This window comes from Hydrogenophaga sp. (genome assembly GCF_019264445.1).
Classification (GTDB): domain Bacteria; phylum Pseudomonadota; class Gammaproteobacteria; order Burkholderiales; family Burkholderiaceae_C; genus Hydrogenophaga.
In genome coordinates this window covers 1-23241 of record NZ_JAHVAB010000020.1, presented here as the reverse complement: position 1 = coordinate 23241, position 23241 = coordinate 1, and the positions used below count along the sequence as shown (strand labels likewise).

The window sequence follows — 23241 nt, the reverse complement described above, 5'->3', positions numbered from 1 at the left end:
GGCGGGCATCAGCGGCCTCCCGCAGCTGCGGTCAAGGCCGTGAGGGTGTCCTCTGGCCGGGGCAGCTCGCTGTCGACGAGGTCTTTGCGCAAGCGGGCCAGCGCTGCCTGTGCACTGGACACGCGCGGGGAGGCGGTATCGAAATAGCGGGCGAGCGCGGCCTCCACGGCCAACAGATCGGCCTGGCTGGCCTGCATGTGTCGGGCGAGCAGACCCAGGCGCGCGTTGAGCAGCTTGAGCTTGATGTTTTCCCGCATGAAGAGCGCCTGGTCAGGCGCAAGCAACACGGCCTCGGGCCGATCGATGCGGCTCACGCGAACCAGTTCGCGACCGCTGCGCGTGAGGTCTGCCCAGATGCGCTCCCAGAGGGAAGCCCACCACCCCGACACGCGGCGCCAACCCTGATCTGCGGCAGCGGAAGCCGCGGGTTCGCCGCTGTCGGAGAGTGCTTCGGGTGCACCAGCCGGCTCGGCGGCCGCGGCCACAGTGGGTTTGCGGCCTTTGGCGGCCGCACCTTTGCTGCCCGGCCCGGGCAGTCCGACCTGGTTCAGCAGCGGCCATTCATCCACCTGGCGGGCCATTTCATCGAGCTGCAGCACCAGCGAAGGAATATCGGCCAGCGACGCGCCCTGGATGCGTTGAATGTCGCGGGCAATGGCCCGCTGCACCGGGTTCAGGCGCGGTTGCGCCGCGCGCGCGATGCGCTGGTCGGCCGCCTGCAGGGCCGAGACCAGCGCCTGCGCGCTGCCGGTGAGCTGGGCCTGTTGCTGCGCCAGCCTCAGCGCCGACTCGAGGTCCTGCACCAGGTTGTCGTCGCGCGAGCGCGACAGCGACAGCATGAGTTCTTCGAGCTGGCTGCGTTGCAGCGTGACCTCGGAGAGGCGCAATTCGGCCACCGCCAGCCGCGCCTGCAACTCTTGCGCAAGGGCTTCGGCCTGGGCCGCCAACGTGCGGGCCTCCACGGCCTGTGCTGCGGTGTCCTGACTGCGGCGCGCGAGTTCCTGTTGGGTAAAACTCAGTTTCTGCCACAGCAGGCCGGTGATCATCAGCGCCAGCGCGGCCGCCAGCAGCGCGATCCAAGGGAGCACGGAGCCCGGGCGGCGTGGGGACACCACGGTCGCCGGGGGGGAGTTGGCCTCGGCAGGCGAGGCAGCAGAAAGGGGTGGGGGGGTATCGGCGCTCATGGTCGGGTCCAGCCTGATTCTAGAGTGCGCATCACGTCGTCCAGAGCCGGGCGCGTCGGCACGATGCGGTCAAAGCCGGCCAGCCGGGCTGCCGCCGCGATGCGCGGATGCGTCACGATGGCGGTGGCCTGCGCCCAGCCGGCGGCAGGCCGCTGCGCCTGCAAGGGGATCAGGGCCTCGGAGCTGCTGAAGAGCCAGGCGCTGTGGGGACCGCAGGCAGCGGCAAGGAGGTCGTGGTCCAGCGTGGACAAAGGCGGGCTGCGCCTCGCATAGGCCACACAGCCCTGCACCTGCGCGCCGGCGGCCAGGCATTGCTGGATCAGCCAGTCGCGCCCCGCGCCGGCCACACCCGTGGCATCTTGTGCACGCGGCCCATGCCCGGAACTTCCACGCACGATCAACACCAGTCGACCTTGATCCACCTGCGGGGCAACGACAGGCCACAGGTGTTCGGAATCGAACTGCGCCGCGTCCAGCGGTGGTGAGTCGATCCGTTCGGCGCCCAGCCCCCAAGGGGCAATCGCTTTTTCGAGCAGGCGGGCCGTGCCCGGACCGGGCGCCCAGAAACGCGTGCGCAACGGGGCGCCAACGGGTGCCTCCGCATGGGCGAAGAAATGTGTGACCGCGGCCCCGCTCACGAACAGGATGGCGTCTGCCTGCATCCAGTGCCTGCGCCAATGCTCGAGTGTGGCAAGGTCGTGCTCGTCTTCAGGGGGAGCGATATAGATGAGCGGGAGCGCCTGCGCAGGCCACCCGTGGCCACGCAACACGTCGACCCAGGCAGCGGCCTCCGGTGCAGGCCGTGTCACGATGAGCCGCTCCAGCCGACCCGCATGACCGGGGATGGGGGCGGAGGCGTCGGTCAAGGTGTCAGGTCTCCGCAGGCGGCGGATGGGCACCCGCCGCGCGCAAGGCGAGCGTCACGCGCTGGCCCAAGGCCTCGGCCTCGGCAAGCGTGTTCACCGCAGCCCGGTCGTCCACCTGCAGCAGCGCGTGTCGACCGTCCGGGTCTCCCCAGGCTGCATGGAGTTGCAACATGCCGTCGCTGCGCCAGTCGGCGTATGCCGCCAGCGGCATCGAGCAGCTGCCCCCCATGGCCCGAGACACGGTGCGCTCGGCGGCCACGCGCAGCCAGGTGGGCTGGTGCACCAAAGGTGCCAGTGCCTGGATGAGGTCGGTGCGATCGGCGCGCACCTCGATACCCAGGGCACCCTGCCCTGCGGCGGGCAATGAGTCGGCGGGTTCAAAAATATGGCGAATGCGATCGCCCAGGTCCAGTCGTTTGAGGCCTGCTGCGGCGAGCACGATGGCGTGGTACTGCCCTTCGTCCAGCTTGCGCAGGCGCGTGTCGAGGTTGCCGCGCAACGGCTCGATGCGCACGTCATCACGACCCAACGCGCTCAAGGCCGCGCGCAGCAGCACAAGGCGGCGCAGGCTGGAGGTGCCGACGATGGCGTTCGAGGGCAGGTCGCTCAGCCCCGCGCAGTGCGGCGACACCCAGGCATCCCGCGGGTCTTCGCGCTCCATCACGCAGGCCAGCGCAAAACCCGGCGGCAGGTCCATGGGCACATCCTTGAGCGAGTGCACGGCGATGTCGGCGCGGCCGTCTTCCAGTGCGAGCTCCAGCTCTTTCACAAACAGCCCCTTGCCGCCGACCTTGGACAGGCTGCGGTCCAGGATCTGGTCGCCCAGCGTGGTCATCCCCAGCAGAGACACCCGGTGACCGCGTGCCTCCAGCAGGGCCTTGACGTGTTCGGCCTGCCAGAGCGCGAGTCGGCTTTCGCGGGTAGCGATGGTGATGGCCAGGGCGGAGGTGGAATCAGACATGTTGGGGAGGTGCCTCAAGGGGCCGAATCGCGCGGGCCAATTGGTACCCGGCTGGTAACGGGAACGGTGTTTTTGGATGCTAGCATGGCCCGTTTGCCCCGGCGCCCTGCCCCACCCAAGCCCCAGCATCATGACGCGAAAGTCCCCCCGCACCGCCTCCGCCACCCAGGTTTCCAAAAGCACGGCTGGCCGCGCTGACAAGGACCAGCCGCTGATTGACGACATCCGTTTTCTCGGACGGATTCTGGGCGACGTGATCCGTGAGCAAGAAGGGCAAGCCGCATACGACTTGATCGAACAGATCCGCCAGCTTTCGGTGGCGTTCCGCCGCCACGCCGACGAGTCCGCCGACAAAGCCCTGAAAAAGCTGCTCAAGGGCCTGAGCGGTAACCGCGCCGTGAGCGTGATCCGCGCCTTCACGTACTTCAGCCACCTGGCCAACCTGGCCGAAGACCGGCACCATATCCGCCGCCGTGCGGTGCACGAGCGCGCCGGCGACACCCAGGAGGGCAGCCTGGCACGCACGCTGCAGCGACTGCACAAGGCGGGCATTGCGCCGGCCGAGGTGGTGCGCACGCTGGCCAGCGCACACATCTCGCCCGTGCTGACCGCCCACCCCACCGAGGTGCAGCGCAAGAGCATCCTGGACGCCGAGCGTGCCATTGCCCGCCTGCTCGGCGAGCGCGACGCGCAAGAGTGCCTGCCGCGCGAGCGCGCCGACATCGAAGCGCAAATCCGCGCCCGCGTCACGCAGCTCTGGCAAACGCGCCTGTTGCGCTTCACCAAACTCACCGTGGCCGACGAGATCGAGAACGCGCTGAGCTATTACGAAGCCACCTTCCTCACCCAGATCCCACGCCTGTACCGCGAGCTGGAAGAGGGTCTCGGCGACGCACACCAAAGCGCCTCCATCGCCCCTTTTCTTCGCATGGGGCAGTGGATTGGGGGCGACCGCGACGGCAACCCCAACGTCACCGCCCAGACGCTGGAGCTGGCCTTGCACAGCCAGGCCGACATGGTGCTGCGGCACCACCTCACGCAACTGCACCACCTGGGCGCTGAGCTCTCCGTCTCGGCCATGCTGACGCCGGTGAGCCCGGCCATGCAGGCGCTGGCCGCGCGCTCGCCCGATACCAATGCCCACCGCCAGGACGAGCCGTATCGCCGTGCGCTCACCGGCATGTACGCACGCCTCGCCGCCACGCTCAAGCGGCTGACGGGCGGCGAGGCCGCGCGCCACGCTGTCGCACCCCAGGATGCGTACACACGAGCCGCCGAGCTGCTGGATGACTTGCGCACCATCGAAGCGTCACTCAAGTCGCACCATGGTGAAGCCCTGGCACGCGCGCGGCTGCAGCCGCTGATGCGCGCGGTGCAGGTGTTTGGCTTTCATCTCGCCACGGTGGACTTGCGGCAAAGCTCCGACAAACACGAGGAAGTGGTCGCCGAGTTGCTGGCGGCCGCGCGCATCGAGGCGAATTACTCGGCGCTGGACGAATCCGGCAAGCGCACTGTGTTGCTGCGCCAACTCAATGACGCGCGGCCGCTGCGCGTGCCGGGCGTCGACTACTCGGCGCACACACAGGGCGAACTCGCGATTTTTGATGCCGCGCGCAGCGGGCGCGAGCGCTTCGGTGCGCAGGCCATTCGCCACGCCATCATCAGCCACACCGAGACGGTGAGCGATCTGCTGGAGGTGCTGCTGCTGCAAAAGGAAGCCGGGCTGATGCGCGGCACGCTGGCCGATGACGCGCGCTGCGACCTGATCGTCGTGCCCCTTTTCGAAACCATTGAAGACTTGCGCAACGCCGCGCCCATCATGCGCGACTACCTGGACCTGCCGGGCGTGCGCGATATGGTGCAGCGCGGTGCGGCGGACGGCTACAGCGAGCAGGACATCATGCTCGGCTACTCCGACAGCAACAAGGACGGCGGCATCTTCACCAGCAACTGGGAGCTGTACCGCGCCGAGATTGCGCTGGTGGAACTGTTCGACGCGCTCAACAAAGGCAGCGCAGCCCCGATCCAGCTGCGCATGTTCCATGGCCGCGGCGGCACCGTGGGCCGCGGTGGCGGTCCCAGCTTCCAGGCCATCCTCGCGCAGCCTCCTGGCACGGTGCGCGGCCAGATCCGCCTGACCGAACAAGGCGAGGTGATCGGCTCCAAATACGCCAACCCCGAGATCGGCCGTCGCAACCTGGAGACGCTGGTGGCCGCCACGCTGGAGGCCACCTTGCTCAAGCCCACGCGCAACGCACCCGCGAGCTTTCTGGCGGCAGCCGATGAAATCTCGCGCCAGAGCATGGCCGCCTACCGCGCCCTGGTGTACGACACCCCACGCTTTGCCGACTACTTCTTTGCCGCCACCCCCATCCGGGAAATTGCCGAACTCAACATCGGCTCGCGCCCAGCCTCCCGAAAGGCCACGCAGAAGATCGAGGACCTGCGCGCCATCCCCTGGGGCTTCAGCTGGGGCCAGTGCCGCCTCACATTGCCGGGCTGGTACGGCTTTGGTTCGGCGGTGCACGCCTTCCTCCACCGAGACGGGCCCAAGGGCCTGGCTGCGCAGAAAGCGCTGCTGCAAAAGATGGTGAAGCAGTGGCCCTTCTTCAGCACGCTGCTCTCCAACATGGACATGGTGCTCGCCAAGAGCGACCTGGCCCTGGCCTCGCGCTACGCCGAGCTGGTGCCCGACAAGCGCCTGCGCAAGCAGGTGTTCACCGCGATCGAGGCCGAGTGGCAACGCACAGCCGACGCGCTGGCGCTGATCACCGGTGAGAAGCAGCGGCTGGTGAACAACGCGGCGCTGCAACGCTCCATTCGACACCGCTTCCCCTACATCGACCCGCTTCACCACCTGCAGGTGGAGTTGGTGCGGCGCTACCGCGCGGGGGAAAACGAGGCCGATCGCGACGAGCGCGTGCGCCGCGGCATTCACATTTCCATCAACGGCATTGCCGCCGGCCTGCGCAACACGGGGTGAAACCTCGTTGACACATGCCTGCGGCACCGCCACCTAAAATGACCCCGTGACCTCCTACATCAACGCCGACCTCCATTGCCACTCTGTCGTCTCGGATGGCACGCTCACGCCCGAAGCACTGGCGCAGCGCGCCAAGGCCAACGGCGTCGAGCTCTGGGCGCTCACCGACCACGATGAGCTCGGCGGACAGGATCGCGCACTGGAAGCAGCACGCGCAGCTGGGCTGCCCTACCTCACGGGTGCAGAAATCTCCGTCACCTTCGCTGGCATCACGGTGCACATCGTGGGCCTGGGCATGGACCACAAGCACCCCGAGCTGCTGGCCGGCCTGCAAACCACCCGCGGCGGGCGCGAGCAGCGCGCACGCGAAATGAGCGACGACCTCGCGCGCGTGGGCATCAAGGGCGTTTACGAAGGCGCACTGAAGTACGTGGGCAACCCCGATCTCATTTCCCGTTCACACTTTGCGCGTTACCTGGTGGAAATCGGTGCGTGCCGGGACACCAACGAGGTGTTTCGCAAATACATCACCGAGGGCAAGCCCGGTTTCGTGCCACACCGCTGGGCCTCGCTGGCCGACGCGGTGCGCTGGATCACGCACGCCGGCGGTGTCGCGGTGATCGCCCACCCCGGGCGCTACAAGCTCACCCCCAACGAGGAATTCGCCCTGTTCAGCGAATTCAAGGCGCACGGTGGTCAAGGTGTGGAAGTCATGACCGGCGCACACGGCCAGGCGGACTTCGCCAAATACACCGGCTTCTGCCAGGAGTTCGGCCTCGTTGCCTCGCGGGGCAGCGACTTCCACAGCCCCGAGGAAAGCCACGCCGACCTGGGCCAGCTGCCCTACCTGCCGGGCAGCGTCACCCCGGTCTGGGAGCTGCTGCAGTCGCGCATCCTGCAGTGATGTCCGACCCCTCCAGACACCCTCCCACGCAGGCCGCGCTGGGCATTCTTTTTCTGATCTTGGCCACGGCGTTCTTCGCCGTGCTCGACACCTCGGTGAAATACGTGGGCGCTTTTGTCCCTGTGTTGATGGCCGTGTGGTTTCGCTACATGTTCCACGCGGTGGTGGTCACCGCTGTCATGCTGCCGCTGCGCGGGCGCAGCTTGTTGCGCACGGCCCACCCCCGTTTTCAGGTGCTGCGTGGCAGCTTGCTGCTGGCGGTGAGCGCCATCTCTTTTGTCGCCCTTCAGTACATGCCCGTGGGCGAGTTCACGGCCATCGTCATGATCACGCCACTGGTGGTGACTTTGCTGGCTGCGCTGTTCCTGCGCGAGCGCGTGTCGGCGCTGCGCTGGGTGCTGGTCACTGGCGGTTTTGCTGGCGCGCTGCTGGTGGTGCAGCCTGGCGGCAACGTGATCGGCTGGGCCAGCCTGCTGCCCCTGGTGATGGTGTTCACCTACGCCTGGTTCCAGATCCTCACCAGCAAAATGGCGCGCACCGAAGACCCCATGACGATGCATTTCTACACTGGCTGGGTCGGTGCGCTGCTCTCCAGCCTGGTGCTTCCAGTGGTGTGGAAGACGATCCCAGACGCGGGCACGTTTGCCATCCTGTGCCTGATCGGCCTCATGGGCACCGTGGGCCATTTCCTGTTGATCCTGGCCTTCAAACGCACGCAGGCGTCCACGTTGACGCCCTACCTGTATGGCCAGATCGGTTTTGCCATGTTCTGCGGCTGGCTCGTCTTCGGCCACGTACCTGGCCAGCTCGAGTTGATCGGCATCGCCATGATCGTGCTGTGCGGCGCCACCGCAAGCTGGCTCACCGCGCGCGATCGCCGCTTGCCGGTCGAACCCCCCGAAGCCTGAGCACAACCCCTGCGTCACCGCCATGTCTCAATTCTTCGACGTCCACCCCGACAACCCGCAACCCCGCTTGCTCAAGCAGGCCGTGCAATTGCTAGAGCGCGGCGGCGTGCTGGCCGTGCCCACCGACTCCAGCTACGCGCTGGTCTGCCACCTGGACGACAAGGCCGCAGCAGACCGCCTGCGCCGCGTCCGCCAGGTCGACGACAAGCACCACCTGACCCTGCTGTGCCGAGACCTCAGTGAACTCGCGAGCTATGCCAAGGTCGACAACCGCCAGTACCGCCTGCTCAAGCTGGGCACACCCGGGGCTTACACCTTCATTCTGGAAGCCAGCAAAGAAGTGCCACGCCGCGTGAGCCACCCCGCGCGCAAGACCATTGGCCTGCGCGTGCCCGACCACAAGACGCTGCAGACCCTGCTCGACCTGCACAACGCTCCTCTGCTCGCCACAACGCTCATCCTCCCGGGCGAGTCTGACCCGCTCAACGACGCCCATGACATTCGGGACCGCCTGGAACATGACCTCGCCGGCGTGATCGACGCAGGGGCCTGTGCCCTGGAGCCCACCACGGTGATCGACCTCACCCCGATGGGGGATGGCGGTGAGCCGGAGGTGCTGCGCACCGGCCAGGGTGCGCTGGCCCGACTCGGTCTCTGAGCAGACGCCAGTCGCCGCCAGCCGGCTGTCTGGGACAATACGCGTTTGCTTCGAGCTCCCGCCATGGATTTCGCCCAGATCGTTCAAACCGTCGCCATCTACGCCATCCCGGTGCTGTTCGCCATCACGCTGCACGAAGCGGCGCACGGCTACGCGGCCCGGCACTTTGGCGACCACACCGCGGCGATGATGGGCCGCATCACGCTCAACCCGGTGAAGCACATCGACCCGCTGGGCACCATTGCGATGCCGCTGCTGCTGTACTTCGCGACGTCGGGCGCCTTCCTGTTTGGCTATGCCAAACCGGTGCCCGTGAATTTTGGTCGCCTGCGCAACCCCAAGCGCGACATGATCTGGGTCGCCCTGGCCGGCCCGGGCGCCAATCTCTTTCAGGCGATCGCCTGGACGGTGCTGCTTTATGTGCTGGTCGCCTCCGGTGTGGAGGAAGACTTTTTCCTGCAGATGTGCCGCGCCGGTCTGCTGGTCAACCTCGTCATGTTCGCCTTCAACCTCTTCCCGCTGCCGCCGCTGGATGGCGGCCGCATTCTGGTGGGCCTGCTGCCCTGGAAGCAGGCGGCGCTGGTCTCCCGCGTGGAGCCGTGGGGATTTTTCATCGTGATGGCCCTGGTCATCACAGGCGTGGTGGGCACACTCTGGCTGCGCCCGCTCATGATGCTCACCAACAGCGCCATCGAGGTGCTGCTCACCCCCCTTCGAATGCTGCTGTTCTGATTCCTTCATGAAGAAAATCCAACGCGTCCTCACCGGCATCACCACCTCGGGCACACCGCATCTGGGCAATTACGTGGGTGCCATCCGCCCCACCGTGCGCGCCAGCCGCCTGCCCGAAGTGCAGAGCTTTTACTTTCTGGCCGACTACCACGCCCTCATCAAGGTGGGCGAGCCCGCGCGCGTGCAGCGCTCCACACTCGAGATCGCGGCCACCTGGCTGGCCTGCGGGCTCGACCCGCAGAAGGTGACGTTCTACCGGCAATCCGATATCCCGGAGATTCCCGAACTCACGTGGCTGCTCACCTGCGTCACAGGCAAAGGCGTGCTCAACCGCGCGCATGCGTACAAGGCCTCCGTCGACAAGAACAATGCCGCCGGGGTGGACCCCGACGCTGGCGTCACAGCCGGCCTCTTCATGTATCCGGTGCTCATGGCGGCCGACATTCTCATGTTCAACGCCCATCAGGTGCCTGTGGGCCGCGACCAGATCCAGCACATCGAGATGGCACGCGACATCGCGTCCAGCTTCAACCATCTCTACGGCGAGCACTTCACCTTGCCCGAAGCGGCCATTGAAGAACACGTGGCCACCCTTCCGGGCCTGGACGGCCGCAAGATGAGCAAGAGCTACGACAACACGATCCCGCTTTTCGTGCCGCGCGATCAGCTGCGCAAGCTCATCATGGGCATCGTGACCGACTCGCGCGCCCCGGGCGAGCCCAAGTCCACCGAGGGCTCGGCGCTGTTCCAGCTCTTTCAGGCCTTTGCCTCGGAAGAAGAAACTGCGTCGCTGGCCAAGGCCTATGCCGAGGGTATCGCGTGGGGCGACGCCAAACAGACGCTGTTCGAGCGCCTGGACCGCGAGATTGCCCCCATGCGCGAGGTATACGACCAGCTGATTCAGGATCCCGCGCAAATCGAAAAGACGCTCAAGGCCGGCGCCGAGAAAGCCCGTGCCATCGCCACCCCCTTCACCACCCGGCTGCGTGAAGCGGTTGGGTTGCGCCAGCTCGACAACAGGGTGGCGGCGGCGCCGGTGAAAGCGGCCAAGGTGACAGCGCCCGCGTTCAAGCAGTACCGCGAGGGCGATGGCCTGTTCTATTTCAAGCTCGTCGATGGCACGGGCACCCTGCTGCTGCAGAGCACCGGCTTTGCCTCCGGCAAGGAAGCCGCCCAGGCCATCGCACGCCTTCAGCGAGAAGGAAGCCAGGCCCTGCCGAGCCTTCGGGAACAACTCACCCTGCAGGAAGACGGCGAAGCACTCACGCAAGCGCTGGCGCATTTCGCGGCGCTGCAGGCTTGAGCGCCAGGCTTTACCTGGCCACCTTGGCGCTTTGAGGGACAATCACCTGTTCGGCGAGCCCAGAATGCTGTCTTCCGACCGTTGTCGGCCAAGGGTTCGAGCCGCTTGGTCCGAATACCCCCGGGTGTTTGGTATTTAAAGTAAAAGGAACGGCCGCATTGGCACGCTAATGGCTATCGCCAAACATGCACATTGCCTATATGCTGTCCGCTTCCCCTCCGTTATCACCGACCCGCCAGACATGAGTATTTTTGTTATTGACGACCACCCGCTGATGCGCGAAGCCGTCGTCATGCTGCTGCGACGCCTGCGCGCATCGACGCAGGTGGTCGAACTGGAGCGCCTGGCCGCTGTGAGCAAGGCCATCGCAGAGCACGGCGAGCCCGAGCTGGTTTGCCTGGATCTGAAATTGCCGGACACCAACGGCGTGTCAGGCGTGAGGGAAGTGCGACAGATGCTTCCCGACACGTCCTTGATCGTGTTGTCGGCGTCGCCCTCGTCGGACTACGAGGACCTGGCCAGGGAAGCCGGTGCTGACGCCTACGTGGAGAAATCCGCAGGCGCAGCGCAGATCGCCAAAGTGCTCCGCGAGTTTCTGGCCGACGAAGTGGAAGACGAGAACGCGCCCACGATTCCAGAGAAACTCTCCAAACGCCAGAAGCAATTGCTGGTCATGCTGGACCGCGGCCTGAGCAACCGCGACATTGCCGAGCAGCTGCAGATCAGCGAGCACACCGTCAAGGTGCATCTGTGGCGCCTGTTCCGCCGTCTCAATGTCAAGAGCCGTTCGCAGGCCAGCCACTTGGCCCGTACGGCAGGTCTGCTCGACCTCTGACACCATCAGAAGCCGACGTTCGGCTCTTTCGCGGAATGCGTCGCCAGCGGCTCGCGCTGAGTGAAGTCGGGCAGCATCACCCGAAACACGCTGCCGCGATTGGCCACTGAGTTCAATGCCAGCTGGTAGCCCATCAGCGACGTGAGTTTGGAGACGATGGTGAGCCCGAGGCCCAGACTGTCTTCGGTGCCCTGGTGCTGTGACACGCGGAAGAACTCCTGAAAGATCGCCTGCTGGTGTTCTCTGGCGATGCCGACACCGGTGTCCCACACCTCGAACACCAGCATGTCCTCTCGGTGCCGCAGCCCGAGCAACACACCGCCGTGCTGGGTATGGCGCAACGCATTCGAGACCAGATTGCCCAGAATGCGGCGCAGCACCACCGGATCGGACCAGATCGTGCACGGCTTGCTGTGCGTGCGCAGCCGCAGCGACTTGCCGACAGCCACCGGTTCGAACTGCATCGCCAGATCGGCGAAAAGGGTCTGCACATCGACGTGCTGCAAGCGCACTTTGTAATTTCCGGCGTCGATGCGTGTCAGGTCAAAGAGGGAGTCGAACAACTCGTTGATGGCTCTCGTTGACTGCAGGATGCGGGGAGCGATGTCACGCGCCATTTCGGGTTCGGTGGCCAGCCAGTCGGCGTAAAGGCTCAGGGCGTGCACAGGCTGACGCAGGTCGTGCGCTGCAGATGCCAGAAAGCGGTTCTTGGTTGCCACGGCTCGCAGAGACGCACGCGTTTGCAACGTCAGCGAATCAATCAACTCCTGGTTGGAAAACTGCAGTTCGAAACTGGAGCGATGGACTTCGTGCAAACGCCGCCCTGCCATGAGCAGCAGCCCCCAGAAAACAAACAGCAGGGCCATCAACACCAAGCCGATCTGCACCGCCTCCGGCCTGTGGAGTTTCAACAGCGTGTTCCAGGCCAAGCCCACAAACACCGACAGGATCAGGGCGTTCGCGTACTGGCGAAACACCGGCAAGTACGAGCTGAATGCGGTGAGCGTGAGCAGCCCCTGCCCCAACACCACCAGCCCACACACGAACTGCGTGGCCTGAGTGGAATGCTGGTAGCTCAACAACACCGGACCACCCCACAACAATGCCATCGCCGTCCAGGACCACCGGTAGCGCCGCACAAAAGCCATGCGCTGCGGGCCTTCCAGGCTGTCGTGGCGCAGCCGATAGATACCGATGAGGCGATAGCGCAGAACCAGCATGACCACCATCAACACCGTCCACACCACCAGGGCGATGGTGTTGGACTGGCCGGCCATGAGGTACACCAGCACAGGCAGCGAGAGCACCGCCGCCAGCAGCGACGGGCCCATGTTGTCCATGAGCACACCAATGAGCTGTGAGTTGACCCAGTGATCCCGCACCTCAGGCGAGGCGGGAACGTGCTGGTAGGTGGCGGGTTGGGTATCGACGAGCATGGAAGACCAGCGAACAACGGTGGCGCATTGTCTCACCCGGTCTGCGCGGTTGCACCCGCCTCGGTGGGCAGCGGCTGGCCGTTGTGGCCCTGCTATACTCGCCGTCTTGCAATTCAGACCAACACCCGGAGAGGTGGCAGAGTGGTCGAATGTACCTGACTCGAAATCAGGCGTAGTAGCAATACTACCGTGGGTTCGAATCCCACCCTCTCCGCCAGTTAGTTAGCAAAATCGCGGCCTCCGGGCCGCTTTTTTGTTTGTGCCCATCCACGCCGCTCCCCACCGAAACACGATGGAGTGCGGCGGTTCCGTGGATGCTTCAGCGTTCGACCACCACCATGTTGTAAGGCCGGGCTCCCACAGAGAACGGGCTGCCGGTGATCGGCGAGAGGTCGCCGGTGGTGGGGTTGATGTCCAGGATGTGCGTGTAAATCGCGTGGAAGTCGCCCGCATAGAGGCGGCTGCCGGCGCGGTTGGTGGTGACGTGCTGGTACCTGCCGGCATGCGCAAACGGGCTGCGTTCGGCCAGCGCGCCGGTGGTGGTGTTGATGTCGTAAGCGCGGATGCCCTGGTTGGTCGCCACGTAGCCCACCGTGCCCGCACCATTGGTGGTGAACGACAGCCATTCCCAGTCCGACCCGCTGGTGCCATACCCGCCGGGTTGTGTGTCGGTCAGGATACCGGTGGCCGGGTCGATGCGAAAGGCGTGCAGCTTTGCTTGATAAACCACCGGGTACACGAAATCGCCCGAGGGGTGCATGCCGATGCCATAAGGCTGCCCGGCCAGTGCGTAAGGACTCCCCGCCAGTTCGGTGAGCGCGCCTGTGGTCGCGTCAATGCTGTAAGCCGAGAGGTTGTTGCTGTTCTGGTTGGTCACGTACAGGTAACGGCTGTTGGGCGTGATGGCGATCTTTGTCGGGATGGTGCCTGCCGCGTAGGGGCTGCCAGGCAATGGCGTGAGAGCGCCCGTGGTCTGGTCGATGCTGTAGCCGCTCACGTTGGCGCTCTGGCTGTTGGCCGTGTACGCGAAGCGACCATCCGGGCTGACTTCAATGGCCGTGGGCTGCGCGCCCGAAGCAAAGGGGCTGCCAGCCACCGCCGTGAGCGCACCGGTGGTGCTGTCGACGGTGTAGGCCGAGACGTTGCTGCTGCCCACGTTGGCGCTGTAGAGAAAACTCTGCGCCGGGTTCATGGCCAGCCAGCGGTTGTTGGAGCCTGCGGCGTATGGCGCACCGGGGAGGTCTGTGCGCACACCGGTGGCGCGATCGATGCGGTAGCCCAGCACGCGGGCATTGCCGTAGTCAGGGATGTAGAGGAATGACACCGCCGAGGTTGAGCAGCTCAGGCCCACGTTGCTCACGTTGGCGGTCACGTTGCTGCCGCTGGCATTGCTCAGGCTGCAGCTCACTCCCGAGGTGGCGGCGCCCTGGCTGACCGCGTAGGCGCTTTGTGCAGCAATCGGCGTCTCGAACTGGAAGGCACCGTTGGCCGTCAAGGTGAGCGGATCCGCTCCGTTGTTGAACAAGGTCACTTGCTGGTTGGCCAGCAAACCGCTGAGCGTGCCGCCAATGGTGTGCGTCACGGCATCGCATTGCACGTTCACATTGCCTGCATCAGCGCCGACGTTGTCGCCCCGGGCATTGGACACGGTGCAGGTCTGGCCATCGGGCTGGGTGCCCACCGTGACGCTGTAGCTGGCCTGGTCGGCCACCCGCGCGGCGAAGGCATAGGTCCCATTGTTCGACAACACGGTGGCGTCCGCGCCGTTGTTGAGCAGGGTGACAGAGGCGCCAGCCGCCAGACCCGCAGCGGAACCACCCACCCGGTGGCTGGTGCTGGCGCACAGCACCGCCACATCGGTGATGTCGGCAAGGACGCCTGCGCCCGTCGCGTTGCGCACGGTGCAGGTCTGGCCCGCCGGTTGACTCGCCACCGCCACGGCATAGCCGCCGTTTTGCGCGACCCGCACCGCAAACGCATAGGCACCGTTGGCCGCCACGACCACAGGGTCGGCGCCGTTGTTGGTCAAGGTGAGCTGCTGTCCCGCGGCCAGTCCACTGACAGTGCCGCGCACGGCGTAGGACGTGGACGAGCAGTGCACGCGCACCGTATCAACGTCCGTCTGTGCGCTCGCCCCCGTGGCGTTGGAGACGGTGCATGTCTGCCCGGCGGCGGGTGACGTCACGGTCACGGTGAAGCGCTGGCTGGCTTCCGCGGGAAACGCAAAGGCCCCATCGCTCGCGATGGCGAGCGCCGGACCACTGTTGAGCGAAAGGCTCAACCCCGACCCCGTGAGACCGCTCACACGCCCGGCAACGCTGAACGTGACGGGCGGTGAGGTGGGAGCCGACGCGGTAGGCGTACGGGACTGTGAGGAGCCGCCACACGCGGCCAGCAAAGATACCGTGGCAGCCATGATCAGGGCTGCCCGGACGCGGGAGCTTGAAAGAGAAAGGCAGACGTTGTGACGGAACATGCGCTATGAGGACAGTGGTGACTGGAATCACCACTATCGGATTCATAGCAACAAAGCTTGAACGCTATTTGTCCTGCAAGACCACGTCAACGATCACTCTGGTGACACGTCACGCTTGCGCAGCAGTTCCATGACCGCATCGCCGAGCACCTTGAGCTCGGCCACTTTTTCCGGACTCACCGTCTGGGGCTGGGTGTCGTAGGCACAGAGCGTGCCGATGGTTTGCCCGTCCACCACCAGTCGCGCAGCGGCGTAAAACCGAATGTGCGGCTCGCCGGTCACCATCGGATGTGCCGCAAAGCGCGGGTCCTGCGCAGTGTCCTCGGCCACCACCAGGTCGTCCTCGGTCTGTAGAAACACCTCGCAGAACGAGGTCGCTGCCGAAGACTCGCGCAACGGCAAACCCACCACCGACTTGAACCAGTCGCGGTGCTGGTCCAGGATGTTCACCATCGCAATGGGCACACCGAGCCCGTCCGCCAGCGCACGCGTGAGGTCGTCGTAGGCCGCCTCCGGAGGCGTCTCGAGAATCATCAGTTGCTTGAGCCGTTCGAGACGCTTGGAGTGGTGGCGCATGTGGTGCTGTCTCTGCGGTGGGGTGGATGGGGTCTGCGCGTCAGGCAGGCGTATTCATGCCGGAACCAGCCGGTCCAGCCCGCCCATGTAAGGGCGCAAGACCTCGGGCACAGTCACGCTGCCGTCGGCGTTCTGGTAGTTCTCGAGCACGGCCACCAGCGCGCGGCCTACGGCGAGGCCGGAGCCGTTGAGCGTGTGCACGAGTTCGTTCTTGCCTTGAGCGGTCTTGAAGCGGGCCTGGAGCCGGCGGGCCTGGAAGGTCTCGCAGTTGGACACAGAGCTGATCTCGCGGTAGGTCGCCTGGGCAGGCACCCACACTTCCAGATCATGCGTGCGGGTGGAGCCAAAGCCCATGTCGCCGGTGCACAGCACGATCACGCGGTAGGGCAGGCCGAGCTTCTGCAGCACGGCTTCGGCGTGGCCGGTCATGGCGTCCAGCGCGGCATAGCTCTGGTCGGGGTGCACGATCTGCACCATCTCGACCTTGTCGAACTGGTGCTGGCGGATCATGCCGCGCGTGTCGCGCCCGGCGCTGCCTGCTTCGGAGCGGAAGCAAGGTGTGTGCGCGGTGAGCTTGATGGGGAGTTCGCTCTCGGCCAGCACGGTGTCGCGCACGGTGTTGGTCAGGGTCACTTCGCTGGTCGGAATGAGGTAAAGCGCCTGCGTGTCGGGCACAGCCTCGCCTTCCTGGCCGCCTTTTTTCACCGCAAACAGGTCGCCTTCAAACTTGGGCAACTGGCCGGTGCCATGCAGGGTTTCGGCGTTGACGATGTACGGCGTGTAGCACTCGGTGTAGCCGTGTTCCTGCGTCTGCACGTCCAGCATGAACTGCGCGAGCGCGCGGTGCAGGCGCGCAATGGGCCCGCGCATGAAGGTGAAGCGCGAGCCGGCGAGCTTGGTACCGGTTTCGAAATCGAGGCCCAGCCTTTCACCGATGTCGACGTGGTCGCGCAGCTCGAAGTCGAAGCTGCGGGGCGTGCCCCAGCGGCGCAGTTCCACGTTGCCGCTCTCGTCGCTGCCCACGGGCACGCTTTCGTGCGGCAGGTTGGGCACGGCCAGCAGCAGGTTCTGCAGCTCGGCCTGAATCACCTCCAGGCGCGCGGCAGAGGCTTCGAGCTCGGCTTTGAAAGCCGCCACCTGCGCCATGGCCGCCTCGGCCTCGGCGTGCTGGCCTTTGCCCTTGAGCATGCCGATCTGCTTGGACAGGCTGTTGCGCTGGCTCTGCAGCTCTTCGGTGCGGGTTTGCAGCGCCTTGCGCTCTGCTTCCAGCGCCTTGTAGGCGGGCACATCCAGGTACGGCTGCGGTTGCTTGCGGGTCTGCAGGCGCGCCACGATCCCGTCGAGGTCTTTTCTCAGTTGAACGATGTCTAGCATGCGGCGATTGTAGTTTTGCGCCCTCTGCGGGCGCGGGGCGCTCAGCGCAGGTGTCCCAGCGGCGTGGCGCTCTCGCCATCGATGCGAAGGCCTTTGGGCAACGGGAATTTGATCGTCTCGGTCAGTCCGTCCATGGTGCGCACCGAGATCGCCCCCAGCGCCTTGATGCGCTCGATCACCTGCCGCACCAGGATTTCGGGCGCCGAAGCGCCTGCGGTCAGTCCCACGCGGTGTTTGCCTTCGAACCATTCGGGCTGGAGTTCATCGGCGCTGTCGACCATGTGGCTGGGCGTGCCGAGCTTGACCGCCAGTTCCCGCAGGCGGTTGCTGTTCGAGCTGGTTGGGCTGCCCACCACGATCACGATGTCGACCTGCGGGCTGAGCAGCTTGACCGCGTCCTGCCGGTTCTGCGTGGCGTAGCAGATGTCTTGCTGCTTGGGCTCACGCACGCTCGGAAACCGCGCCTTGACCGCGCTCAAGATCTCGGCCGCATCGTCCACCGACAGCGTGGTCTGCGTCACCACGGCCAGCCGCTGCGTCTGGGCGGGCGCCACGCGGGCCACATCGTGCACGTCTTCCACGAGGTGAATGCCGCTGTCGAGCTGACCCATGGTGCCCTCCACCTCGGGGTGCCCCTTGTGGCCGATCATGATGAACTCGAACCCCTCGCGATGCAGCTTGGCCACTTCGACGTGCACCTTGGTCACCAGCGGGCAGGTGGCGTCAAACACATGAAAACCGCGCCGCTGGGCCTCTTCCTGGATCGCCTTGCTCACGCCATGCGCCGAAAACACCAGCGTGGCGCCTGGAGGCACATCGGACAGCTCCTCGATGAAGATCGCACCCTTGGCCTTGAGGTCGTTGACCACGTAGGTGTTGTGCACGATCTCGTGGCGCACATAGATGGGCCGGCCAAACTTGGTCAGCGCGCGCTCGACGATTTCAATCGCCCGGTCCACGCCCGCGCAGAAACCGCGCGGCTCGGCCAGCAGGATTTCTTGAGAGTCGGCCATCAAAGCACTCCGATCAATTGCACTTCGAAGCTCACGGGCTGGCCCGCCAGCGGGTGATTGAAGTCAAACAGCACAGCCCCGTCTTCGCGCACTTCAACGGCCGAGCCTGCGTAGCTGCCCAGGCCGTCGGGCGTGGGGAACTGCACCACATCGCCCTCGGCGTACTGCTCATGCGGGTCGCCCAGTTCGTTGAGCAGCTTGCGCGCGACCCACTGCACCATCTCGGGCTGCCGCTCGCCAAACGCCTCGCCCGCGTCGAGCTCGATCACGGTGCGCGTGCCCTCTTCCAGGCCGATCAGGCGCTGCTCGATGGCGGGCGAAAGCTCGCCGGCGCCCAGGCTGAGCGTGGCGGGCTGGCCGTCGAAGGTGTTGATGATCACCTGCCCCTGCGGACCGGACATGCGGTAGTGCAGCGTGAGAAAGGAACCTTCTTGGACTTGGGGCATGGCGAGGGAATGGCGTGAGGGGACAACGGGCGGGGGTACCGCAAGAGCCCCTATTGTAAAAAGCAGGCACAACCAGGGAGAAAAACACATGGATGGCCTTGCCACCCCCGGGCTCAAGGGCCTGCCGAGCGACTCACGCCCGCGCGAAAAGCTGCTCGCGCGCGGCCCGGCGGCGCTGAGCGACGGCGAACTGCTCGCCCTGCTGCTGCGCACCGGCATTGCGGGCAAACACGTGCTGCAGTTGGCCCAGGAGCTGCTGGACCGCTTTGGCGGCATCGGCGGCCTGCTGCACACCGGCGCGGATGCGCTCAAGCAGATCAAGGGCCTGGGGCCTGCCAAACGCGCCGAGGTGGTGGCCGTGCTGGAGCTGGCACGGCGCGCGCTTGCGCAGCAACTGCAGGAACGCGCGGTGTTTGAGAGCCCGGGCGCCGTGCGGGAGTACCTGCAGCTGCAGCTCGGCGGCAAGCCGCACGAGGTGTTTGCCGTGCTGTTCCTGGACAGCCAGAACCGCCTGATCGCACTCGAGGAGCTGTTTCGCGGCACCCTCACGCAAGCCAGCGTGTACCCCCGGGAAATCGTGCTGCGCGCGCTGCACCACCACGCCTCGGCGGTGGTGCTCGCCCACAACCACCCCAGCGGCGTGGCCCAGCCGTCTCGTGCCGACATCGAACTCACCCATACCCTGCGCAGTGCCCTGGCGCTGGTGGATGTGCGCGTGCTCGACCATTTCATCGTGACGCGGCACCACGCCACTTCCATGGCCGAGCAGGGGCTGATGTGAGGGCATTGGCCGATCGCGCCCGTGGGCTGGGTGACAATCCGGCGCATGAAAGTCCACACGCTCGCCGAGCTCCAGGCGCTCAAGCGCACCATGGCCGAGCGGGCTGCGGCAGAGGCTGCACGGCGCGAAGCCGAGCGGCTGGCGGCCGAGCAGCGCGAGCGCGAACGCCGGCTGTTTGAGCTCGCGGTCGGTCCGGTTCAACCGATTCCGCATCCTGGCCGCATCGAGCCGCGTCCGGTGCCCGTGGAGCCCGTGCCCGTGCAGCGCCAGCTCGACGAAGCCTCGGTGATGCGCGAGGCGCTCTCTGACGATTTCGACATCGAAACCCTGCTGCACACGGATGAGCTGCTGAGCTACCGCCGCCCCGGCCTGGGGCCTGAAATCGTGCGCAAACTGCGCGAAGGCAGCTGGAGCATCCAGCGCCAGATCGACCTGCACGGCCTGCGCACCGACGAAGCCCGCGAAGCCTTGGGCCGTTTCATTCGCGAGGCCCATCAAAACGGTCTGCGCTGCGTGCGCGTGGTGCACGGCAAGGGGCTGGGCTCGCCAGGCCGCACGCCCGTGCTCAAGCAACGCGTGCTGCGCTGGCTGGTGCAGAAAAGCGAAGTGATGGCCTTTGTGCAGGCACGGCCGGCAGAAGGCGGGGCCGGGGCGCTGGTGGTGCTGCTGCGGTCGGGGTGACAGCCAACATCAGACCGGCGCGAGCCATTACCCCGGCGAGTTGCGCATCCAGTCCGCCGTCTGGAAGAAGCTGGTTTTCAGCCGCTCACGCAGGGCGGGGTCCACACCCGTCTCACCCATCGCCTGGTCCATGCAGGCCAGCCACTGGTCGCGCTCGATGATGCCGATGGCAAACGGCATGTGGCGCATGCGCAGGCGGGGATGGCCAAACTTTTCGGTGTAGTGCTGCGGGCCGCCCATCCAGCCACACAGAAACCAGAACAGCCGTTGCCGGGCGTTGTCCAGCGCACTGCCATGCGCAGCGCGCAGCTCGCGGTAGCCCGGCTCGATGTCCATGAGGTCGTAGAAGCGGTCCACCAATGCGCGCACCTTGTCTTCGCCGCCGATCCATTCGAACGGGGTGTCAAAGCGCGTGGGTTCCTGGGGTTGGTACACGGGGATGTTCATGCGGCTGCCTTGCGAAGCGTTTCCACCACGGGCGTGCGCAGCACACTGCGCAACCCCCACCAGCCGGCCATGAGCGCGAGCAACGCACCGGCCAGCGCACCGGCCAGCGGCACCCAGGGAGAGGCCGTCCAGGAGAACTGGAACACAAAGCGCGCCAGCGCCCAGCCCACAGCCACCGCCACGACGGACGCGAGGAAACCCGCCAGCAAGCCCACACCGAGCAGCTCGATGCGCTGCACCTGCCGCAGCAGCCTGGAGCCCGCGCCCACCGCGCGCAGGATGGCGAACTCGCGCTCGCGCTCGCCACGCGTGGCAGTGATGGCCGAGAGCAATACGACCAAGCCGGCCGCGAGCGTGAAGGCAAACAGGAACTCCACGGCGCTGATGACTTGCCCCAGCACGCGCTGCACCTGCGCAATGGTGAGGCTCATGTCGACATTGGTGATGTTGGGAAACTGCCGCACCAGCGCGTTGTCAAAACCCTGGGTCGCGCCGGGAGCGACCTCGGGCGCGCGAAACGCGCTGATGTAACTCACCGGCACATTGGGCACCTCGGCCACCGGGAACACCACGAAGAAGTTCACGCGCATGGAGCCCCAGTCCACCTTGCGCAGGCTGGTGATGCGGCCCTCGGTGATCTGGCCCGCGATGTCGAAGCCCAGGCGGTCACCGAGCTTGAGGCCCAGGGTTTCAGCCAGGCCTTCTTCGACGCTGAGTGCGTCGGGCTCGTTGTCGGTCCAGCGGCCGGCACTCACCGGGTTGTGCTCGGGCAGCGTGGCGGTGTTGGAAAGGTTGAATTCGCGGTCCACCAGGCGCTGCGCCCGGTCTTCCGTGAAGTCTTCGGGCACCACGGCTTTGCCGTTGACCGTGACGAGGCGACCACGGATCATGGGGTACCAGTCGTAGCGCTGCACGCCAGCGCTCTTGAGCGCTTGCTGGAACGCATCGCCCTGCTCGGGTTGCACGTTGATCACGAAGCGGTTGGGTGCATCGGGCGGCGTGGCATTGCGCCAGCTCGAAATCAGGTCGGTGCGCAGCAGCACCAGCAGCACCAGCGCGAGCAGGCCAACGGCCAGCGCGCTGATCTGCACCACGGCATAGGCAGGCCGCGCTGAAAACTGGCGCGTGGCCATGACGAGGGCGCGCGGTGCGGTGGCCTCGTTCACGCTGGCGCGCAGCACGCGCACGGCGGCGTAGCTGGCGGCGGCGAACAGCAACACGGCGCCCGCAAAACCACCCACGGCGATGGCGCCCAGCAACAGGTCGCGGCTGGCGGCCAGCAGCAGCGCGGCAAAGCCGGCAATGCCCAGGCCCAGCACGGCCAGCGTGGCGGGCTTGAGCTGGCCGACATCGCGGCGGATCACGCGCAGCGGCGGCACCTGCGCGAGCTGCAGCACGGGCGGCAGCCCAAAGGCCAGCATGAGCGTGAGCCCCATGCCCAGGCCCAGCAGCACCGGCGCGATGCCGGGCGCGGGCAGGCTCGCTTCCACCAGCCCGGCCAGCAGCAGCACGAACACGTGGTGCACCGCGTAGCCGATGGCCACGCCCAGCGTGCTGGCGAACAGGCCGATCAAGGTGAATTCCAGCGTGTAGGCGCGCGCCATGGTGCCTTGCGAAAGCCCCAACACGCGCAGCATGGCGCAGTCGTCCAGGTGTCGCTGCGCGAAGCCGCGCGCGGCAATGGCCACGGCCACGGCGCACAGCAGCGCGGCCAGCAGCGCCACGAGGTTCAGGAATTTTTCGGCACGCCCCAGCGTCTGCTGCATCTCGGGCCGCCCGCCTTCGAGCGACTCCAGCCGCATGCCGCGCGCCCCGGGCTTCTTCAACTCCTCATCCACCCAGCGGCTGAAGTCGGTCACCCGCGCCGTGTCGCCCGCCACGGCCAGGCGGTAGGTGAGGCGGCTGGCAGGCTGCACGAGGCCGGTGGCAGGCAGGTCGGCGGCATTGAGCATGACGCGGGGCGCAAAGCTCATGAAGCCGCCCCCGCGATCGGGCTCGACCACCACGATGCGCGCAATGCGCAGCGAGGTGTCGCCCAGCAACAGCGGGTCGCCCATCTTGAGGTTGAGCGCCACCAGCAAGGCTTCGTCGACCCAGGCGGTGCCGGGGGCGGGAATGTCGCGGGTGGCGATGTCGGGCGCGCCCTGCGCGTCGGCCACGCGCATGGTGCCGCGCAGGGGATAGCCCTCGCCGACGGCCTTGAGGGCCACCAGGCGGGCGGCGCCGCCCTCCTCGTCGCGCGCGCGGCCCATGGTGGGAAAGCCCAGCGTTTGCGTGGCGGTCAGGCCGAGCTCGCGGGCACGTGCCTCGAAGGCGCCGGGCAAGGCATGGTCGCTGCTCACCACAGCGTCACCGCCAATGAGCGCACTGGCGTCACGCGTGAGACCGCCCTGCAGCCGATCGGCAAAGAAGCCCACGGCCGTGAGCGCCGCCACCGCCAGCGTGACGGCCAGCACCAGCAGGCGCAACTCGCCCGCGCGCCAGTCGCGCACCAGCGAAGACCAACCCAGGGACCAGAAGCGGATCGGGAGGGAAGTGGGGGGTGTACTCATTCGGTGGACCTTATCGCATCAACAAAAGCCACACATCCGACCGCAGCGAAGCGGGTTGGTTCAGAACACCGCGGATCTGGCTCCGCCAGTCCGCAGGTGTTGCCCCCTCGAGGGGGTGACGGCCC

20 protein-coding genes and 1 tRNA gene are annotated in these 23241 nt (G+C 66.3%); 10 read left to right on the top strand and 11 right to left on the bottom strand.

Annotated elements, in window-relative coordinates; translation table 11 throughout:
• Positions 1-8: 8 nt before the first annotated feature.
• From KXJ60_RS02375 to hemC, 3 genes are read right to left on the bottom strand one after another with little or no spacing between them, the layout of a single operon-like run.
• The gene (locus KXJ60_RS02375; RefSeq protein ID WP_291123806.1) at positions 9-1184 is read right to left on the bottom strand and encodes a uroporphyrinogen-III C-methyltransferase; all 1176 of its coding nucleotides are present in this window, start codon (positions 1182-1184) and stop codon (positions 9-11) included.
• Positions 1181-2050, bottom strand: coding sequence for a uroporphyrinogen-III synthase (locus KXJ60_RS02370; protein ID WP_291123805.1), 870 nt, complete (start codon positions 2048-2050; stop codon positions 1181-1183). The genes KXJ60_RS02375 and KXJ60_RS02370 overlap by 4 nt, the downstream gene beginning before the upstream one ends.
• A gap of 4 nt (positions 2051-2054) precedes the next feature.
• Entirely contained in the window at positions 2055-3011 is a 957-nt protein-coding gene (gene hemC, locus KXJ60_RS02365; protein WP_291123804.1) for a hydroxymethylbilane synthase, read from the bottom strand.
• 130 nt (positions 3012-3141) lie between these two features.
• Here hemC and ppc point away from each other — a divergent pair, with 130 nt between their 5' ends.
• From ppc to KXJ60_RS02330, 7 genes are all read left to right on the top strand, one after another.
• Positions 3142-5994: a phosphoenolpyruvate carboxylase gene (gene ppc / locus KXJ60_RS02360; protein WP_291123803.1), complete on the top strand. Its 2853-nt coding sequence runs from the start codon at positions 3142-3144 to the stop codon at positions 5992-5994.
• A 46-nt stretch (positions 5995-6040) separates the two neighbouring features.
• Positions 6041-6898 (top strand): 3',5'-nucleoside bisphosphate phosphatase, encoded by an 858-nt coding sequence (locus tag KXJ60_RS02355; protein ID WP_291123802.1) that lies wholly within the window; start codon positions 6041-6043, stop codon positions 6896-6898.
• A complete protein-coding gene (locus KXJ60_RS02350; protein WP_291123801.1) occupies positions 6898-7806 on the top strand; it encodes a DMT family transporter in 909 nt (302 codons plus the stop codon). Before KXJ60_RS02355 ends, KXJ60_RS02350 begins: the two co-directional genes overlap by 1 nt.
• Before the next feature lie 22 nt (positions 7807-7828).
• Complete coding sequence (locus KXJ60_RS02345; protein ID WP_291123800.1) at positions 7829-8464, top strand: L-threonylcarbamoyladenylate synthase; 636 nt, start codon at positions 7829-7831, stop codon at positions 8462-8464.
• Between the two features lie 63 nt (positions 8465-8527).
• Entirely contained in the window at positions 8528-9196 is a 669-nt protein-coding gene (locus KXJ60_RS02340) for a site-2 protease family protein (RefSeq protein ID WP_291123799.1), read from the top strand.
• Between the two features lie 7 nt (positions 9197-9203).
• Entirely contained in the window at positions 9204-10499 is a 1296-nt protein-coding gene (locus KXJ60_RS02335) for a tryptophan--tRNA ligase (RefSeq protein WP_291123798.1), read from the top strand.
• Between the two features lie 241 nt (positions 10500-10740).
• The gene (locus KXJ60_RS02330; protein ID WP_291123797.1) at positions 10741-11334 is read left to right on the top strand and encodes a response regulator transcription factor; all 594 of its coding nucleotides are present in this window, start codon (positions 10741-10743) and stop codon (positions 11332-11334) included.
• 5 nt (positions 11335-11339) lie between these two features.
• Here KXJ60_RS02330 and KXJ60_RS02325 read toward each other — a convergent pair whose 3' ends face one another.
• A complete protein-coding gene (locus tag KXJ60_RS02325; protein ID WP_291123796.1) occupies positions 11340-12770 on the bottom strand; it encodes a HAMP domain-containing sensor histidine kinase in 1431 nt (476 codons plus the stop codon).
• Positions 12771-12897: 127 nt separating this feature from the next.
• Between KXJ60_RS02325 and KXJ60_RS02320 the strand changes: the two genes are divergently transcribed.
• A tRNA-Ser gene (locus tag KXJ60_RS02320) sits at positions 12898-12987 on the top strand.
• Positions 12988-13089: 102 nt separating this feature from the next.
• Here KXJ60_RS02320 and KXJ60_RS02315 read toward each other — a convergent pair.
• From KXJ60_RS02315 to KXJ60_RS02295, 5 genes are all read right to left on the bottom strand, one after another.
• Complete coding sequence (locus tag KXJ60_RS02315) at positions 13090-15051, bottom strand: beta-propeller fold lactonase family protein (protein ID WP_291123795.1); 1962 nt, start codon at positions 15049-15051, stop codon at positions 13090-13092.
• 288 nt (positions 15052-15339) lie between these two features.
• Positions 15340-15822, bottom strand: coding sequence for a GAF domain-containing protein (locus tag KXJ60_RS02310; RefSeq protein ID WP_291123794.1), 483 nt, complete (start codon positions 15820-15822; stop codon positions 15340-15342).
• 54 nt (positions 15823-15876) lie between these two features.
• Positions 15877-17196 (bottom strand): serine--tRNA ligase, encoded by a 1320-nt coding sequence (gene serS / locus KXJ60_RS02305; protein WP_291123793.1) that lies wholly within the window; start codon positions 17194-17196, stop codon positions 15877-15879.
• A 41-nt stretch (positions 17197-17237) separates the two neighbouring features.
• Positions 17238-18209, bottom strand: a complete 972-nt coding sequence (gene ispH, locus KXJ60_RS02300; RefSeq protein WP_291123792.1) for a 4-hydroxy-3-methylbut-2-enyl diphosphate reductase — start codon at positions 18207-18209, stop codon at positions 17238-17240.
• Positions 18209-18655: an FKBP-type peptidyl-prolyl cis-trans isomerase gene (locus KXJ60_RS02295; RefSeq protein ID WP_291123791.1), complete on the bottom strand. Its 447-nt coding sequence runs from the start codon at positions 18653-18655 to the stop codon at positions 18209-18211. The genes ispH and KXJ60_RS02295 overlap by 1 nt, the downstream gene beginning before the upstream one ends.
• An 88-nt stretch (positions 18656-18743) precedes the next feature.
• On the opposite strand from KXJ60_RS02295, the gene radC reads away from it, so the two are divergent.
• Both radC and KXJ60_RS02285 read left to right on the top strand, forming a co-directional pair.
• Positions 18744-19436, top strand: a complete 693-nt coding sequence (gene radC, locus KXJ60_RS02290; RefSeq protein ID WP_291123790.1) for a DNA repair protein RadC — start codon at positions 18744-18746, stop codon at positions 19434-19436.
• Between the two features lie 45 nt (positions 19437-19481).
• A complete protein-coding gene (locus tag KXJ60_RS02285; RefSeq protein WP_291123789.1) occupies positions 19482-20117 on the top strand; it encodes a Smr/MutS family protein in 636 nt (211 codons plus the stop codon).
• Positions 20118-20144: 27 nt separating this feature from the next.
• Here the strand turns inward: KXJ60_RS02285 and KXJ60_RS02280 are convergent, their stop codons facing one another.
• Both KXJ60_RS02280 and KXJ60_RS02275 read right to left on the bottom strand, forming a co-directional pair.
• Positions 20145-20564: a group II truncated hemoglobin gene (locus KXJ60_RS02280; RefSeq protein ID WP_291123788.1), complete on the bottom strand. Its 420-nt coding sequence runs from the start codon at positions 20562-20564 to the stop codon at positions 20145-20147.
• Positions 20561-23116, bottom strand: a complete 2556-nt coding sequence (locus KXJ60_RS02275; RefSeq protein WP_291123787.1) for an FtsX-like permease family protein — start codon at positions 23114-23116, stop codon at positions 20561-20563. Before KXJ60_RS02275 ends, KXJ60_RS02280 begins: the two co-directional genes overlap by 4 nt.
• Between the last annotated feature and the right edge of the window lie 125 nt (positions 23117-23241).

Excerpts from the sequence above, each read along its gene's own strand:
- KXJ60_RS02275 (WP_291123787.1), bottom strand. The coding sequence starts at position 23,116 with ATGAGTACACCCCCCACTTCCCTCCCGATCCGCTTCTGGTCCCTGGGT.
- KXJ60_RS02330 (WP_291123797.1), top strand. The coding sequence starts at position 10,741 with ATGAGTATTTTTGTTATTGACGACCACCCGCTGATGCGCGAAGCCGTC.
- KXJ60_RS02340 (WP_291123799.1), top strand. The coding sequence starts at position 8,528 with ATGGATTTCGCCCAGATCGTTCAAACCGTCGCCATCTACGCCATCCCG.
- KXJ60_RS02375 (WP_291123806.1), bottom strand. The coding sequence starts at position 1,184 with ATGAGCGCCGATACCCCCCCACCCCTTTCTGCTGCCTCGCCTGCCGAG.
- radC (WP_291123790.1), top strand. The coding sequence starts at position 18,744 with ATGGATGGCCTTGCCACCCCCGGGCTCAAGGGCCTGCCGAGCGACTCA.
- KXJ60_RS02350 (WP_291123801.1), top strand. The coding sequence starts at position 6,898 with ATGTCCGACCCCTCCAGACACCCTCCCACGCAGGCCGCGCTGGGCATT.
- KXJ60_RS02280 (WP_291123788.1), bottom strand. The coding sequence starts at position 20,564 with ATGAACATCCCCGTGTACCAACCCCAGGAACCCACGCGCTTTGACACC.
- KXJ60_RS02325 (WP_291123796.1), bottom strand. The coding sequence starts at position 12,770 with ATGCTCGTCGATACCCAACCCGCCACCTACCAGCACGTTCCCGCCTCG.
- KXJ60_RS02335 (WP_291123798.1), top strand. The coding sequence starts at position 9,204 with ATGAAGAAAATCCAACGCGTCCTCACCGGCATCACCACCTCGGGCACA.
- ispH (WP_291123792.1), bottom strand. The coding sequence starts at position 18,209 with ATGGCCGACTCTCAAGAAATCCTGCTGGCCGAGCCGCGCGGTTTCTGC.
- hemC (WP_291123804.1), bottom strand. The coding sequence starts at position 3,011 with ATGTCTGATTCCACCTCCGCCCTGGCCATCACCATCGCTACCCGCGAA.
- KXJ60_RS02295 (WP_291123791.1), bottom strand. The coding sequence starts at position 18,655 with ATGCCCCAAGTCCAAGAAGGTTCCTTTCTCACGCTGCACTACCGCATG.
- serS (WP_291123793.1), bottom strand. The coding sequence starts at position 17,196 with ATGCTAGACATCGTTCAACTGAGAAAAGACCTCGACGGGATCGTGGCG.
- KXJ60_RS02285 (WP_291123789.1), top strand. The coding sequence starts at position 19,482 with ATGAAAGTCCACACGCTCGCCGAGCTCCAGGCGCTCAAGCGCACCATG.
- KXJ60_RS02310 (WP_291123794.1), bottom strand. The coding sequence starts at position 15,822 with ATGCGCCACCACTCCAAGCGTCTCGAACGGCTCAAGCAACTGATGATT.
- KXJ60_RS02345 (WP_291123800.1), top strand. The coding sequence starts at position 7,829 with ATGTCTCAATTCTTCGACGTCCACCCCGACAACCCGCAACCCCGCTTG.
- ppc (WP_291123803.1), top strand. The coding sequence starts at position 3,142 with ATGACGCGAAAGTCCCCCCGCACCGCCTCCGCCACCCAGGTTTCCAAA.